This window comes from Halomonas sp. DP5N14-9, assembly GCF_019802175.1.
Classification (GTDB): domain Bacteria; phylum Pseudomonadota; class Gammaproteobacteria; order Pseudomonadales; family Halomonadaceae; genus Halomonas; species Halomonas litopenaei.
Genome location: NZ_JAHVHR010000013.1, coordinates 92,861 through 106,810 on the forward strand (window position 1 = coordinate 92,861; position 13,950 = coordinate 106,810).

General features: G+C 65.6%; 16 protein-coding genes. 15 read left to right on the forward strand and 1 reads right to left on the reverse strand.

Features of this window, described 5'->3' with window-relative positions:
* Positions 1 to 34: 34 nt before the first annotated feature.
* The 10 genes from KUW00_RS09135 (at position 35) to KUW00_RS09180 (ending at position 8,294) form a co-directional block, all read left to right on the forward strand.
* Entirely contained in the window at positions 35 to 958 is a 924-nt protein-coding gene (locus tag KUW00_RS09135; RefSeq protein WP_222568883.1) for an urease accessory protein UreD, read from the forward strand.
* Between the two features lie 61 nt (positions 959 to 1,019).
* Positions 1,020 to 1,322 carry an urease subunit gamma gene (gene ureA, locus KUW00_RS09140; protein WP_045992496.1) on the forward strand — a complete coding sequence of 101 codons (303 nt, stop codon included), beginning with the start codon at positions 1,020 to 1,022 and terminating at the stop codon, positions 1,320 to 1,322.
* 74 nt (positions 1,323 to 1,396) lie between these two features.
* Entirely contained in the window at positions 1,397 to 1,750 is a 354-nt protein-coding gene (locus KUW00_RS09145) for an urease subunit beta (protein ID WP_213227080.1), read from the forward strand.
* Positions 1,747 to 3,450: an urease subunit alpha gene (gene ureC, locus KUW00_RS09150; RefSeq protein ID WP_222568884.1), complete on the forward strand. Its 1,704-nt coding sequence runs from the start codon at positions 1,747 to 1,749 to the stop codon at positions 3,448 to 3,450. Before KUW00_RS09145 ends, ureC begins: the two co-directional genes overlap by 4 nt.
* 55 nt (positions 3,451 to 3,505) lie before the next feature.
* Positions 3,506 to 4,153 carry an urease accessory protein UreE gene (ureE, locus tag KUW00_RS09155; RefSeq protein WP_222568885.1) on the forward strand — a complete coding sequence of 216 codons (648 nt, stop codon included), beginning with the start codon at positions 3,506 to 3,508 and terminating at the stop codon, positions 4,151 to 4,153.
* Positions 4,153 to 4,848, forward strand: coding sequence for an urease accessory protein UreF (locus tag KUW00_RS09160; protein WP_222568886.1), 696 nt, complete (start codon positions 4,153 to 4,155; stop codon positions 4,846 to 4,848). Before ureE ends, KUW00_RS09160 begins: the two co-directional genes overlap by 1 nt.
* 101 nt (positions 4,849 to 4,949) lie before the next feature.
* Positions 4,950 to 5,600 (forward strand): urease accessory protein UreG, encoded by a 651-nt coding sequence (gene ureG / locus KUW00_RS09165; protein WP_045992492.1) that lies wholly within the window; start codon positions 4,950 to 4,952, stop codon positions 5,598 to 5,600.
* 56 nt (positions 5,601 to 5,656) lie between these two features.
* Entirely contained in the window at positions 5,657 to 6,271 is a 615-nt protein-coding gene (locus KUW00_RS09170; RefSeq protein ID WP_108133082.1) for a HupE/UreJ family protein, read from the forward strand.
* Between the two features lie 169 nt (positions 6,272 to 6,440).
* The gene (locus KUW00_RS09175; protein WP_222568887.1) at positions 6,441 to 7,883 is read left to right on the forward strand and encodes a phospholipase D-like domain-containing protein; all 1,443 of its coding nucleotides are present in this window, start codon (positions 6,441 to 6,443) and stop codon (positions 7,881 to 7,883) included.
* 189 nt (positions 7,884 to 8,072) lie between these two features.
* Positions 8,073 to 8,294: a DUF1049 domain-containing protein gene (locus tag KUW00_RS09180; protein WP_045992490.1), complete on the forward strand. Its 222-nt coding sequence runs from the start codon at positions 8,073 to 8,075 to the stop codon at positions 8,292 to 8,294.
* Here the strand turns inward: KUW00_RS09180 and KUW00_RS09185 are convergent.
* Complete coding sequence (locus tag KUW00_RS09185) at positions 8,230 to 9,213, reverse strand: YihY/virulence factor BrkB family protein (protein ID WP_083970369.1); 984 nt, start codon at positions 9,211 to 9,213, stop codon at positions 8,230 to 8,232. The genes KUW00_RS09180 and KUW00_RS09185 overlap by 65 nt on opposite strands.
* A gap of 111 nt (positions 9,214 to 9,324) precedes the next feature.
* Between KUW00_RS09185 and KUW00_RS09190 the strand changes: the two genes are divergently transcribed.
* The 5 genes from KUW00_RS09190 (at position 9,325) to dcd (ending at position 13,901) form a co-directional block, all read left to right on the forward strand.
* Complete coding sequence (locus KUW00_RS09190) at positions 9,325 to 9,723, forward strand: DCC1-like thiol-disulfide oxidoreductase family protein (RefSeq protein WP_045992489.1); 399 nt, start codon at positions 9,325 to 9,327, stop codon at positions 9,721 to 9,723.
* Between the two features lie 180 nt (positions 9,724 to 9,903).
* Entirely contained in the window at positions 9,904 to 10,314 is a 411-nt protein-coding gene (arfB, locus tag KUW00_RS09195; protein ID WP_045992488.1) for an alternative ribosome rescue aminoacyl-tRNA hydrolase ArfB, read from the forward strand.
* 248 nt (positions 10,315 to 10,562) lie between these two features.
* The gene (locus KUW00_RS09200) at positions 10,563 to 12,194 is read left to right on the forward strand and encodes a hypothetical protein (protein WP_222568888.1); all 1,632 of its coding nucleotides are present in this window, start codon (positions 10,563 to 10,565) and stop codon (positions 12,192 to 12,194) included.
* A gap of 177 nt (positions 12,195 to 12,371) precedes the next feature.
* Positions 12,372 to 13,175, forward strand: a complete 804-nt coding sequence (gene apbC, locus KUW00_RS09205) for an iron-sulfur cluster carrier protein ApbC (RefSeq protein ID WP_204248941.1) — start codon at positions 12,372 to 12,374, stop codon at positions 13,173 to 13,175.
* 159 nt (positions 13,176 to 13,334) lie between these two features.
* Positions 13,335 to 13,901 (forward strand): dCTP deaminase, encoded by a 567-nt coding sequence (gene dcd, locus KUW00_RS09210; protein ID WP_045992486.1) that lies wholly within the window; start codon positions 13,335 to 13,337, stop codon positions 13,899 to 13,901.
* Positions 13,902 to 13,950 lie beyond the last annotated feature (49 nt).

Consider the following 13,950-nt stretch of genomic DNA (forward strand, 5'->3'; position numbering starts at 1 on the left):
GCCACGCCGACTCGACGGACCGCCCGGGAGAGCCATGAGCGCGCAGACAACACAGGATTCGACCGATCGGCACGGCCATCGTTTCGACGCAGGACGGCGCTGGGAGGCCAGCCTCGATCTCGGCTTTCGCCATGATGGCCAGGCCACTCGCCTCTATCGGGTGGATCATCGCGGCCCCCTGCGGGTGCAGCGTCCCTTCTATCCCGAAGGCCGCGACGGCACCTGCCACGTCTATCTGCTGCATCCCCCGGGGGGCCTGGTCAGCGGCGATATCCTGGATATCCAGGCGCGGGTGGGCGCGGGCGCGCGGGCACTGCTGACCACACCGGCGGCCAACAAGCTGTATCGGGCCGACCGCAACGCCGTGGCCTGGTCCCAGCGCACTCGTCTGGTGGTCGAGGAGGGCGGGCTGCTCGAGTGGTTGCCCCAGGAAACCATCGCCTTCGACGGCTCGCGAGGGGTGCAGGCCACCGAGATCGAGCTTTCCGGCAGCGCCCGCTGCCTGGGCTGGGAGGTGCTGGCGCTGGGCCGGCCGGCCAGTGACCTGCCGTTTGCCAGCGGCCACCTCGAACAGCGCTTTCGGTTATCCCGGGACGGACGACCACTGTGGATCGAGCGCCAGCCCCTCGACCCTGACCATCGTCGTTTTCACGGCGCCTGGGGGCAGCGAGGGTGCAGCGTCCAGGCAACCCTGTGGGCGGTCGGGCTCGAAAACGAGTCCGCGGCGATCGAACGTCTGCGCCAAGGGTTGGGGCAGGGAGGGAATGACCTTGCCGGCAGTCCCGGCGCTGGTGAAGCCGAGCGCTGGGCGGTCACCGTGCGTGATGGCGTCCTGCTGCTGCGCTACCTCGGTCACTCGCGGCGCGAGGCCTGGTCGCTGTGCGAGGCGGCCTGGACGTTGCTGCGTCCGATGCTGATGGATCGCGAGGCCTGTGTGCCGCGCATCTGGTTTACCTGAATGTCATGCCGGGCGGGACAGGCGACCCCTGGCCACCCTGACCAACATCGAGGATGAAAGGATGGAGCTGACACCGCGTGACAAGGACAAGCTCTTGCTGTTTACCGCTGGCCTGGTGGCCGAGCGGCGACGCGCCAAGGGGCTCAAGCTGAACTATCCCGAGGCGGTGGCCTTGATCAGCTGCGAGATCATGGAGGGAGCCCGGGAAGGCCTGAGTGTGGCCGAGATGATGAGCCGAGGGCGCCAGATACTGGGGCGTGACGAGGTGATGGAAGGGGTGGCGGAAATGGTCGACGAGGTACAGGTCGAGGCCACCTTTCCTGACGGCACCAAGCTGGTAACGGTGCACAACCCGATCTCGTGAGGTTGCCAGGCCCCGGCTTGATCCGGGGGCGACGCGACAGGCTCATACGCTGATACCAATAGGGAGGGCGCGGGATGATCCCCGGAGAATACCAACTGAAGGACGGTGACATCGCCCTGTGCGAGGGTCGCGACAGGGTCACGCTGGAGGTAGCCAATCGCGGAGATCGACCGATTCAGGTCGGATCCCACTATCACTTCGCCGAGACCAACCCGGCACTGGCGTTCGATCGCGACAGGGCGCGGGGCTTTCGTCTGGACGTGGCCGCCGGCAGCGCGGTGCGCTTCGAGCCGGGGCAGAGCCGTGAGGTCACCCTGGTGAGCTTCGCCGGACGTCGTCATATCTACGGCTTTCGCGGTGAAGTCATGGGCGCGCTGGACGATGCGGGCGCGCACAGCGGCGACAGCGGTCAGGAGGACGCCCGATGAAGATCAGTCGTCAGGCTTATGCCGACATCTATGGCCCCACCGTCGGCGACCGGGTGCGCCTGGGAGACACCGAGCTGTGGATCGAGGTAGAAAAGGACGCCACCCACTACGGCGACGAGGTCAAGTTCGGTGGTGGCAAGGTCATTCGTGACGGTATGGGGCAGAGCCAGCGTCTCGACCAGACGGTGATGGACACCGTCATCACCAATGCCCTGATCCTTGACTGGTGGGGCATCGTCAAGGCCGACGTGGGCCTCCAGGCGGGTCGCATCGCCGCCATCGGCAAGGCCGGCAATCCAGACACCCAGCCGGACGTCACCATCGTGATCGGACCCGGCACCGAGGTCATCGCCGGCGAGGGCAAGATCCTCACCGCCGGAGCCATCGACGCCCACGTGCACTTCATCTGTCCGCAGCTGGTGGACGAGGCCCTGGCCAGCGGCATCACCACCATGCTGGGGGGCGGTACCGGGCCTGCCACCGGATCGAACGCCACCACCTGCACGCCGGGGGGCTGGCACATCCACCAGATGCTCAAGGCTTGCGACAGCCTGCCGATGAACATCGGTCTGCTCGGCAAGGGCAACGCCAGCCTGCCTGAAGCGCTGGAGGCCCAGATCGAAGCGGGCGCCATGGGGCTCAAGCTGCACGAGGACTGGGGTACGACCCCGGCATCCATCGATACCTGCCTGAGCGTGGCCGAGCGCTACGACGTTCAGATCGCGATCCACACCGACACCCTCAACGAGTCCGGTTTCGTCGAGGACACCCTGGCGGCGTTCAAGCAGCGCGGCATCCATACCTACCATACCGAAGGCGCCGGGGGCGGCCACGCACCGGACATCATCACCGCCTGCTCGAAGGACTATGTGCTGCCGTCGTCGACCAACCCGACCCGGCCCTACACGGTGAACACCGTCGACGAGCACCTGGACATGCTGATGGTGTGTCATCACCTCGACCCCAATATTCCCGAGGACGTGGCTTTCGCCGATTCGCGCATTCGCCGCGAGACCATCGCCGCCGAGGACATCCTGCATGACCTCGGCGTCATCTCGATGATCGCCTCGGATTCCCAGGCCATGGGACGCGTCGGTGAGGTGGTGTGCAGGACCTGGCAGACCGCTCACAAGATGAAGGTGCAGCGTGGTTTACTGCCGGAAGATCAAGAACGTGGCGCCGACAACCTGCGTGCCCGCCGCTATGTGGCCAAGTACACCATCAACCCCGCCATCACCCACGGCCTGGCCGATGAGATCGGTTCAGTCGAGGTGGGCAAGCTTGCTGACCTGGTGCTGTGGGATCCGGCCTTCTTCGGCGTCAAGCCGGCGCTGGTGCTCAAGGGGGGAATGATCGCCATGGCCCCCATGGGCGACCCCAATGCCTCTATCCCGACACCCCAGCCGGTGCACTACCGTCCGATGTTCGGAGCGCTGGGCCAGGCCGCCGCGGCGACCCGGGTGAGCTTTGTGTCTCAGGCCGCGCTGGATGCGGGGCTCAAGGACCGGCTGGGGCTTCAAAGCCGCCTGGTGGCTTGCCGGGATGTGCGTGCGGTGCGCAAGGGCGACATGAAGCTCAATGACCGTTGCCCGGATCTCAAGGTCGACGCCCAGACCTACGAGGTCACCTGCGATGGCGAGCTTCTGACCTGTGAACCGCTGGACGTGCTGCCGTTGGCCCAGCGCTATCACCTTTTTTGAGTCAGCGATGATGACGGTTTTCGACAGTGCCGCTGACAGTACCAAGGAGTCATCCATGAGTTCGCTATTGTCGCTGACCCGCCGGCTGGGGCCGTTGCCCGTCGGCGAAGGGCAAGACGGCGTCCAGGACACCCTGACCCTGAGCTACGACGATCGCATCAAGGGGCGCCTGCGGGTGACCCTGGACAGTGGGCGTGCGGCGGGTCTGTTTCTCGAACGCGGGCCGGTGCTGCGCCACGGCGACGGTCTTCAGGCCGAGGACGGCAGCCGCGTCCGGGTCATCGCTGCGCCGGAACCGGTGGTGACCGCCTGGGTCGCGCCGGGGCCGGACGCCGGCCTTGCGTTGGCTCGGTTGTGCTACCACCTGGGCAACCGCCACGTGACCCTCGGTATCGGCGAGGGCGAGTACCAGGGTGACGCCTGCTGTTACGTGCGCTTTGCGCCGGACCATGTGCTGGAAGAGCTGGCCGAGCGCCTTGGTGCGCGGCTCGAGCACCACCAGGCGCCGTTTGATCCCGAGCCGGGCGCCTACACCATGGGTGGGCATTCGCATGGGCATTCGCGCAGTGATTCTCATGACCATGGGCACGGGCATTCGCACGAGCATTCGCACGGGCATGGCCATTCACACGGCTCGTCACATGGCTCTTCACACGGCTCTTCACATGGCTCTTCACACAGCCACGCTCAGGGGATCACCTGATGGCCGGGATCGAGTCTCCGTCACAGGCGCACGATGATCTGGCCCTGCTGGGGCTGCTGCAGCTGGTCAGCCCGGCGTTGCCGATCGGCGCCTTCGCCTGGTCCCAGGGGCTCGAGAGCGCCTTCGAACTGGGCTGGGTTCACGATGAAAAGAGTCTTGGCGACTGGCTCGAGGGCGTGCTGGAGGATGGCCTGGCGGTGGCGGAACTGCCTGCCCTGGCGCGACTCGTCGAGGCCTGGCAGCAGGGCGACGAGGATAGGGTGGCGCATTGGGACTGCTGGCTGGGGGCGGTACGCGAGACCCGAGAGCTGCGCGAAGAAGATCGCCAGCTTGGCGCGTCGCTGGTGCGCCTGATGCGCAGCCTGGCGCTGGCGCCCGAAGCCGGGTTGCCTGACGAGCCTGGCTATGTGACCGCCTTCAGCGCCCTGGCGGTAGCCCGCGGGTTGCCGCCGCGACAGGCCATGCTGGGCTTTGCCTGGGCCTGGCTCGAGAACCAGCTGGCGGCAGCCTGCAAGGCGCTGCCGCTCGGGCATACCGCGGCCCAGCGACTGGTCGAGCGGCTGCGTCCGGCGCTGGTCGAGGCGGTGGGGCGTGCCCTGATCATCGACGATGACGACATGGGGCCGGCGCTGCCGGAGCTCGCCCTGGCCAGCGGCCTGCACGAAACCCAGTACTCGCGGCTGTTTCGCAGCTGAGCGAGTGACAACGATGCCATCGATACCGGGGTATCGACGGCGCCATTCTCCGGTCTTCGACACGTCGGGGAATGGCCTTACATGACAGGCAGGAGAACACCATGACCACTTCAACCACTCCCTCCCAGTGCCTGCGCGTCGGCGTGGGCGGCCCGGTGGGCTCGGGCAAGACGGCGCTGCTCAAGCAGCTGTGTCGGGCCCTGCGTGATCACTACGATATCGCCGTGGTGACCAACGACATCTACACCAAGGAAGACGCCGACTTCCTGACCCGCAACGAGGCGCTGTCGCCGGATCGCATCCTCGGCGTCGAAACCGGCGGCTGTCCGCACACCGCGATCCGCGAGGACGCCTCGATGAACCTTGCGGCCATCGACGAGCTGCACCGCCGCCATCCGGGGCTCGAACTGGTGCTGGTGGAGTCCGGCGGCGACAACCTGTCGGCCACCTTCAGTCCTGAGCTGTCGGACCTGACGCTCTACGTCATCGACGTCTCCGCGGGTGACAAGATCCCGCGCAAGGGCGGGCCGGGCATCACCAAGTCGGATCTGTTGATCATCAACAAGATCGACATTGCCGAGCAGGTGCATGCTTCGCTGGAGGTGATGGACCGTGACTCGCGCAAGATGCGTGGCGAACGTCCTTTTGTCTTCACCAATCTGTATGACGGCGTCGGTCTCGACACCATCATCGGTTTCATTCTCGAGCGGGGCATGTTGCCCGACCGGCGAGCCGAGGCAGTGGAAGCCTGAATCGCCCGTTACCACGCAGCCGAAGCGTTGCGTTCTCAGTCAACAAGGAGTCTGTCATGACACAGCGTTCTCGTGTTTCTTCCCGTTCCCTGGCGATCGCCGGCGCCATGGCTGCTGGCCTTGTCGCACCGCTGGCGCTGGCGCACCCCGGCCACGGCGTCGAGCATGGCGGCCTTGCCGCCGGCCTGATGCACCCCTGGTTAGGGCTCGATCACCTGCTGGCGATGGCGGCTATTGGCCTGTGGAGTCTGGGGCAGGGGGCAGCCATGCGACGCTTTACCCCGCTGATGGCACTGGCTGGCATGCTGGCCGGGGCTGGTCTGGCGCTGTCCGGCGCGCTTCCCGCCGGCGCCTTGCCCGGTGTGGAAGGGGGAATTGCCCTGTCGGTGCTGATCGCCGGGGTCATGGTGGCGGCGCTGATGCGTCTGCCGGCAGCGCTTGGCGGAGGCCTGGTGATCGCCCTGATGACGATGCATGGCATCGCCCACGGCGCCGAGATGCCGGCAGCCGCCTCACTCGTCGCCTACGTGGTGGGCTTTTCGGCCTCGACGCTTGCCATCACCATGCTGGCGCGGGTGCTGGGTGGCTGGCTGGCCAGCCGTGAACAGCGCCTGGTGCGTGCCCTCGGCGCCGCCATCGCGGTCTGCGGTGGGGTGCTGGCGCTGAGCTGAGCGATCTCCCACTGACCGTCGATGGTCTCTCGCGCCCGGCCCTGTGCCGGGCGCGAGCGTTTGAGGCTGCTGCATCGTCCCGCCTGCGACGGCGGAGACGGGTACGTGTGTGGGTGAAACGTTTTGGGCTATGCTCGTGCGCCACGGATGAATTCGCCAAGAGGACGCTATGGCCAGGCTGGGACGCACGATCAAATGGAGCGGGGCAGTACTGCTGGTCGCCTGGGCGGGGATGGGGCTGTGGCAGAGTATCAAGCCACTACCGGAAAACGTCGGCAAGGCCTGGCCCGAGCGGCCAGTGGGCGAGGTCGAATTTCTCGCCGATCGAACCTGGTATGACGAGGGTGGCCGCCGTCATCTTGATCAGCACATCTTTGACGAAGCGGTGGCGATGATCGAGGGTGCCCGCCGGCTGATCGTCGTCGACATGTTCCTGTTCAATCGCCTCGAGGGCAGTGGCGGGGGCGACTTTCTGCCCCTGGCCGAACGCCTTGCCGATGCGCTGATCGCCGCCCGCCAGCGCCAACCGGCGCCGCGAGTGGTAGTGATCACCGACCCCCTAAATACTCTCTATGGAGGCCAGCGGGTGCCGCTCTATCAGAGCCTGGAGGCGGCGGGGGTCGAGCTTGCCATCACCCGTCTCGATCGCCTGCGCGCCTCCAACCCGCTGTGGTCAGGCCTTTGGCATCTGGGACTGGATCGGCTTGGCAACGACCCGGACGGGGGCTGGCTGCCCAATGCCTTCGGTGGCGAGCCGGTGACCCTGAGAAGCTACCTGGCGCTGCTCAATTTTCGCGCCAATCATCGCAAGACGCTGACGGTGGATCACGCCGAAGGGTGGTCGACACTGATCACCTCGGCCAATCCTCACGACGGCAGTAGCCTGCACTCCAACGTGGCGCTGAGGATCGATGGCCCCGTCGCCCATGACGTCATCGCCTCGGAGGCCGAGGTGGCGTCCTGGTCCGGCGTCGAGTTATCGCAGCCGCCAGCACCTGAGGCCGAGCCATCGGATGGCGCGATGGCGCAACTGCTGACCGAAGCCGCCATCCGTGACGCCGTGCTCGCTCAGGTCGATGACACCGTCGCCGGCGATCGGCTGGATGTCGCTGCTTTCTATGTCGCCCACCGCGGGGTGGTCGAGGCGCTGAAGGAGGCCAGCGGGCGAGGAGTGGCGGTTCGGGTGCTGCTTGACCCCAATCGTGAGGCCTTCGGTTTCGAAAAGGGAGGCCTGCCCAATCAGCCGGTGGCCGAAGAGCTGTTGGACGCGGGCGTTCAGGTGCGCTGGTGTGTCACCGACGGTGAGCAGTGCCACAGCAAGGTGGTGCTGGTGAGAAGGGGCCCGGCGCAGGACGAGCTGGCGGACGCCGTGATTCTCGGCTCGGCCAACCTGACCCGACGCAATCTCGACGACTTGAATCTTGAAAGCAGCGTCTTGCTAAAAGGGCGAGGGGTCGCCGCCATCGACGATATCGGCGCCTGGTTCGACCAGCGCTGGGACTCGAGCGGCGGACGTCGAACCAGCCGAGCCTGGGCGCCGCGGGACGAGGCTGGCTGGTTCGATGGCTGGCGCTATCGATTGATGGAGGCCAGCGGCCTGTCCACCTTCTGACTTCGATGGTGGGCTGTGCCGGACGGTGGAGATACCGACGCGGGAGCAGGATGTGCCTCGACCGGCCAGCTTGACAGTCCGCCACCCCGCGACCATGTTTCACACGCTGGCCGACGCTCGATTTGACACAATTTCGAGCTCGGCGTGGCGACATCGCAACGCCCGTGTCGGGCACAAGGAGAGTCTTCGATGGAAAAGTTCTGGTTGGTGGTAAAGGTCGTGATTCTGGCGCTGATCGCCATCCTGGTGGTGCAGAACATCGAGATGGTGCAGGTGAAACTGCTCGGCTGGACCATTGCCATGCCGATGGCCCTGCTGGTGGTGGTGATCTACCTGCTGGGCATGATCAGCGGTCGCGGCCTGATGGGGCTGATTCGTCGCCTGCAGGGCAAGGAGCCGCAGCGCCGCTGAGGGCATCGACCCGCGAGCGCTTGCGAGGGTCCTGGTGCCAGGGCAGGCCGAGGCGGCAGTTGTGCTCGAGCTCTGCGATGACCTGGGCGCCCAGCAGCAGGATCACGGCGCCGATCTCGAGGCTCAGCAGCACCACGATCAGGGTCGCCAGGGGGCCGTAGACCGCGCTTACCAGTGACAGGTTGGCGAAGTAGTAGACCAGGGCGATCCTGACCCCTTCCCACATCAGGGCGGCGGCAAAGCCCCCGGCCAAGGCGCGCCTCAGGGAAATGCGTACCACCGGCAGGACCTTGTAGATGGCGCTGAACAGCAGGAAGACGCCGACGAAGCTGGTCAGGTTGAGGGCCGGCTCCGACAGCGAGGCCATGGGCAGCTCACGGCCGTATAGCGCCATCCACAGTCCATTGAGGGTGCTGGCCAGGCTGACCGCCATGGCCAGCGCCAGCAGCGCCGCACTCAGTACCAGCATGAAGGCGTAGGGCAACAGGAAGGAGACCCAGAGGCTGCGGGTGTCCTTGACGTCGGGCTTTCTGAAGATCAGCGCCAGGGCGTCTTCCAGCATGCGAAAGGCGAAGGAGCTGAAGATCAGCAGCACCGGGATGCCGTAGATGCCGATCGCGTCGCGGGAGTCCAGCAGTGCGCGCACCGACTCCAGCATCACCTCGGCGTGGGTCGGGGCGATGTGGCGTGCCTGCATGGCGATCACATTGAGCAGCTGCTGCTCGTCAACGACCTGAGCCATCGCCACCACCATCAGTGCGAACAGCGGAATGGTGGACAGCAGAATATTGAAGCCGACCCCGCCCGCCAGCAGCATTCCTCGATTATGCAGAAAGTGGGTCAGCACCCGCCACATGAAGAAGGCGAGCCGTGGCAGCAGAGTAAAGACGGCGTGTTGGTACCAGCGCGGTGCTGTCATGGGCCCGAATCGTCCTTGAGGGATAGGGCATGATACGCTGGGAGCCAGTGTCAGCGTCAAACCCTTGCCCAACCAGATGGTCTAAGGGCGGGGGTACGCCGGGAGGAACGAGTGGCATCTGCAGACCAGGAATCCCGCACCGAATCCGACGCCAGGCTGATCTACGATGGACAGTGTCCGTTGTGTCGGAGCTTCGTGTCGCGCTACGGACTGTCCAAGGGACGGCTGGATCTCGTTGATGCGCGCCATCACCCCGAAGAGGTCCGGCGTCTGGAGCGTCTGGGCTGTCGCCTGGACGAGGGTATGGTGCTGGAGCTCGGCGACGAGCGCTACCATGGTGATCAGGCGGTACGTATGGCGGCAGTGGCCGGGCGAGGTCGAGGTCCGTTGTCGCGTGGGATGCTGTGGTGGCTGTCGTCGAGACGGCGAGCACGCCTCAGCTATCCGCTGCTCAAGGCCGTTCGTCGTGTCATGCTCAAGGGGCTCGGCGTCGGTCCGATCAGGCCTTGAAGTGTGTCGCTCCCACCGGATGGGGCCGCCGACGGCCTGGCGTTGATCATCAACATTGAGCATCGGCAACGGGCATCAGCACTGGGTATCAGCACCGGGCATCGGCACCGACCAGCGATACTGGCCACCAACGCCGTTCATCTACCGTCATTTATCACAAGCCACCAGGAGGGAGGCAAGATGCAACTAAGTCGACGTCTGTCGGTCCCTCATAGCGAGATCGCCATGAGTGCGATTCGTGCCCAGGGAGCCGGCGGCCAGAACGTCAACAAGGTCGCCTCGGCGATTCATCTGCGCTTCGATATTCAGGCATCGTCGTTGCCTGACGACGTCAAGGAGCGCCTTTTGGCGCTCAATGATCATCGCATCACCCAGGACGGAGTGGTGATCATCAAGGCCCAGTCGGAACGCACCCAGGAGGCCAACCGCGCAGCGGCACTGGCGAGGCTGAAATCGCTGTTGCAGCAGGGACTGGTGATTCCCAAGGCGCGTCGCGCCACCCGGCCCAGCAAGGCGGCCAAGCGGCGTCGCCTCGAAGGCAAGAAGCAGCGGGGCAAGCTCAAGTCGCTACGCGGCAAGCCGGAGACGTAGCGCATCGAACAGGCGCTGCATCCTGAACGCTTGTGAGGGCGGCTTTCCGCAGACTCCTGCGCTTCGGTAATGGGGCTCGACGCTCTGCGGAAAACATGCTCGGATAGGGTACACGGCAATTTTCTAATGCTCGCTAGCGCGTATTTTTGATGGAGCACACCCCTGACGCGCCCGCAGTCAGGCAGTATGCTGTGATCACTTTGGTCCTCGAACCTCAGGACCCGTCCCACCCCAAGGGAGACCCCCGAATGGAAGAGATCAATCCCGACAAGGACAACAACACCGAGAAGGATGGCAACACCTCCGAGGCGACCCAGTCTTCAGCCTCCGGCAAGGATGCCAAGGAGCTGTTCAAGGACAACCGCGTCAAGGGCCTGGCGGCGGTGGCCGGCGTCAGCCTGATCTGGGCCATCGGTGCCCAGCTCAGCGCCAGTTCCAACGGCGAGGCACGCACTGCCCTGACCAAGGAACTCGATGCCAGCGAGTCACGCGTCGAGACCCTGCGCGAGCAGGTGTCCGGGCTGGAAGAGAGCCAGGCTACCCTGGAAGCCCAGCGTGCCGAGCTCGAGAGCCAGGTATCCCAGTGGGAAGAGGCCGAGACCTCGCTTGAGGAAATGCGTGCCCAGCTCGAAACCCTGAAGGCCGAGGAGGCCGAAGCGCGTACCGCCCAGGCGGCAGCCGAAGAGCAGGCCGCCCAGGTACAGGCCGATCTCAAGGAACTCGAATCCACCCAGGCATCCTTGCAGTCCGACCTGGTGGCGGCGCGCAATCGTCTGGAAGAGGCGCAGAACGAACAGCAGCAGCTGGTGGAGCGTCGTGATTCGCTCAAGTCCGAGGCTGAGTCCTTGACCGGAGAGGTCGATGACGCCGAGAAGCGCCTGAGTGATCTGGAAAGCTCCATCGAAGAGAAGCAGAGCGCCGTCGGTTCACTCGAGGAAGAAGTGGCGAGCCTCGAGAGCCAGCAGCAGGAGGCGCAGAAGCAGGCCGAGCAGGCCCAGGCCCGCCTCGAGCAGACGCTGGCCAGCACCGCCGAGCAACGCGAGCAGGCCGAGGCGCGTGTTCGCCAGGCCGAGTCCCGTGCCGAGGAAGCGGTCGCCCGCCGCGATGAGCTGCAGGCCAGGATCGATGAACTCGAGGCCCGTGCCGACGAGCGTCGCCAGCGTCTGGCTCGTCTCAACAATCAACTCGACACCTGGCGCATCGAGCTCGAGAACCTCGATCGTGCCACTGCCGAGCTCTCCGATGGCGCATCCTCCGGTCAAGGCAGCGACAGCGAGGGTAGTGCCGATAAGCAGGCCTCGTCCCAGGGCGAAAGCAGCAGCGGCTCCGTCGAGGTCATCAGCTCCGGGGGTGGCGACCAGAGCAATGGCGACCAGAGTGGTGGCGGCGAAAACAGCGGCGACCAGAGCAGTGATGGCATGAGCCAGGCCGATATCGCCGTTCAGTCGGCGAAGCGGTCGGCGGCAGAGGAACAGTCGTCGCAGGAGCAGGACTCTTCTCAGTCCTCGGGCAACAGCGCGGCCTCGGCCAGCGAGCAGGGCTCCAACGAGAGCGCCGCCGAGGACGAGGACGTGGCCTCGTCCGAGTCCATGGAGAAGACCCCGGGTGGCAGCGAGGGTGATCAGGCTTCTGCCGACGCCTCTCAGAGCGGGGAAGGTTCCTCCGCCGACGCTTCCCAGGCGGATGCGGCCAGCGAAGAGGGCTCCGCCGATGCGGCCGCCGAGGGCGAGGAGTCGTCTACCCAGTGGACCGATGAGGTAGCCTCCGGTGCCGCCGAGGCCGTCGAGACGGTCAAGGACGTGGCCCGTCAGGCTGCCGAGAAGGTGCGCGATGCGGCAGCCTCGGTCACCGACGACGCCAGCACCGAAAGCACCAACTGAGCGTCAGCGAGACGGTTGCCGGCGGTGACGTCGGCAAGGTTGCGGGAAGCAACAGCGGCGGGCCTTCGGGCCCGCCGCTGCGTTTGGCGGTCCCGCTTCGCTTAACCTCGCGCCGCCTGGGCCCTATACTGGCCCGGCGGATTAACCGCGCCCATCTGGAAACAGGAGCGAGACGTGATCGAAGGGGTCAAGCATATCGTTGCCGTGGCATCGGGCAAGGGTGGTGTCGGCAAGTCGACGGTGACCGTGAATCTGGCGCTGGCCATGGCCGCCGAAGGCTATCGCGTCGGCGTTCTCGACGCCGATATCTACGGGCCCAGCCAGGCGCAGATGCTGGGAGTCGGCGAAGGCGTGCGCCCCCAGGCGAGCGGCGAGAACCAGTTCCTGCCGCTGGAGGCCCACGGCATCCAGGCCATGTCCATGGCGTTCATGGTCGACGTTCGCGAGCCCATGGTGTGGCGTGGCCCGATGGTGGCGGGAGCCTTCCAGCAGATGCTCAACCAGACACGCTGGAGCGACCTGGACTATCTGTTCGTGGACATGCCGCCGGGCACCGGTGACATCCAGCTCACCCTGGCCCAGAAGGTACCGGTTGACGGCGCGGTGATCGTCACCACGCCCCAGGACATCGCCTTGCTGGACGCGCGCAAGGGCATCGAGATGTTCCGCAAGGTCAAGGTCCCGGTACTGGGCGTGGTCGAGAACATGAGCCTGCATACCTGTTCGAAGTGCGGCCACAGTGAGCCGGTCTTCGGCGAGGGGGGCGGAGAGCGCATCGCTGCGGAGTACGATACCCGGGTGCTGGGGCGCCTGCCGCTGTCGATGGGCATTCGTGAGCAGGTGGACGGTGGACGTCCCAGCGTGGTCGCCGAGCCCGACGGCGAAGTGGCGACGACCTTCCGCACCATGGCGCGTCAGGTGGCCGAGCAGATCGACGGTGACGGTGGCGACCAGGGGCCGAGCATCAGCTTCAGCGAGTAAGGGCCAGCGGAGGATGACGCCCGGCGGCGTCGCCGGCTGATCCTCATCAAGCGCCTGTCAGGCGCCTATCACCTTTGCATCGTGACGTGGCAGCGAGGGGCCGCTATCATGTGGCCCCACCGAACGCGTCCACTCTTCGAGCACCCAGCAGGAAGTCCCATGAGCATCAAGTCCGACAAATGGATCCGCCGCATGGCCGAGAACGAAGGCATGATCGAGCCCTTCGAGGCCGATCAGGTTCGCTACGTCAACGACCGGCGGGTCATCTCCTATGGGACCTCGAGCTACGGCTATGACGTACGCTGCGCCGACGAGTTCAAGGTGTTCACCAACATTCACTCGGCGGTGGTCGATCCCAAGGCCTTCGACGAGAAGAGTTTTGTCGACATCAAGGGCGATGTCTGCGTGATTCCGCCCAACTCCTTCGCGCTGGCGCGGACCGTCGAGTACTTTCGCATCCCGCGCAGCGTGCTGACCATTTGCCTGGGCAAGTCCACCTATGCGCGTTGCGGCATCATCGTCAACGTGACGCCGCTGGAGCCGGAGTGGGAAGGTCACGTGACCCTCGAGTTTTCCAACACCACCAATCTGCCGGCCAAGATCTACGCCAACGAGGGCGTGGCACAGATGCTGTTTCTGGAATCTGACGAGATCTGTGACACTTCCTACGCCGATCGTGGCGGCAAGTACATGGGCCAGCGTGGAGTGACTCTGCCGCGCACCTGAGTGCGAAGAGGCGAGGGCTTACCGCTCACGCGACTCCTGCATGCAAGGC

What these genes read in the sequence shown, in the direction of transcription:
- KUW00_RS09135 (WP_222568883.1), top strand. Translation starts at nt 35, where the DNA reads ATGAGCGCGCAGACAACACAGGATTCGACCGATCGGCACGGCCATCGT.
- ureA (WP_045992496.1), top strand. Translation starts at nt 1,020, where the DNA reads ATGGAGCTGACACCGCGTGACAAGGACAAGCTCTTGCTGTTTACCGCT.
- KUW00_RS09145 (WP_213227080.1), top strand. Translation starts at nt 1,397, where the DNA reads ATGATCCCCGGAGAATACCAACTGAAGGACGGTGACATCGCCCTGTGC.
- ureC (WP_222568884.1), top strand. Translation starts at nt 1,747, where the DNA reads ATGAAGATCAGTCGTCAGGCTTATGCCGACATCTATGGCCCCACCGTC.
- ureE (WP_222568885.1), top strand. Translation starts at nt 3,506, where the DNA reads ATGAGTTCGCTATTGTCGCTGACCCGCCGGCTGGGGCCGTTGCCCGTC.
- KUW00_RS09160 (WP_222568886.1), top strand. Translation starts at nt 4,153, where the DNA reads ATGGCCGGGATCGAGTCTCCGTCACAGGCGCACGATGATCTGGCCCTG.
- ureG (WP_045992492.1), top strand. Translation starts at nt 4,950, where the DNA reads ATGACCACTTCAACCACTCCCTCCCAGTGCCTGCGCGTCGGCGTGGGC.
- KUW00_RS09170 (WP_108133082.1), top strand. Translation starts at nt 5,657, where the DNA reads ATGACACAGCGTTCTCGTGTTTCTTCCCGTTCCCTGGCGATCGCCGGC.
- KUW00_RS09175 (WP_222568887.1), top strand. Translation starts at nt 6,441, where the DNA reads ATGGCCAGGCTGGGACGCACGATCAAATGGAGCGGGGCAGTACTGCTG.
- KUW00_RS09180 (WP_045992490.1), top strand. Translation starts at nt 8,073, where the DNA reads ATGGAAAAGTTCTGGTTGGTGGTAAAGGTCGTGATTCTGGCGCTGATC.
- KUW00_RS09185 (WP_083970369.1), bottom strand. Translation starts at nt 9,213, where the DNA reads ATGACAGCACCGCGCTGGTACCAACACGCCGTCTTTACTCTGCTGCCA.
- arfB (WP_045992488.1), top strand. Translation starts at nt 9,904, where the DNA reads ATGCAACTAAGTCGACGTCTGTCGGTCCCTCATAGCGAGATCGCCATG.
- KUW00_RS09200 (WP_222568888.1), top strand. Translation starts at nt 10,563, where the DNA reads ATGGAAGAGATCAATCCCGACAAGGACAACAACACCGAGAAGGATGGC.
- dcd (WP_045992486.1), top strand. Translation starts at nt 13,335, where the DNA reads ATGAGCATCAAGTCCGACAAATGGATCCGCCGCATGGCCGAGAACGAA.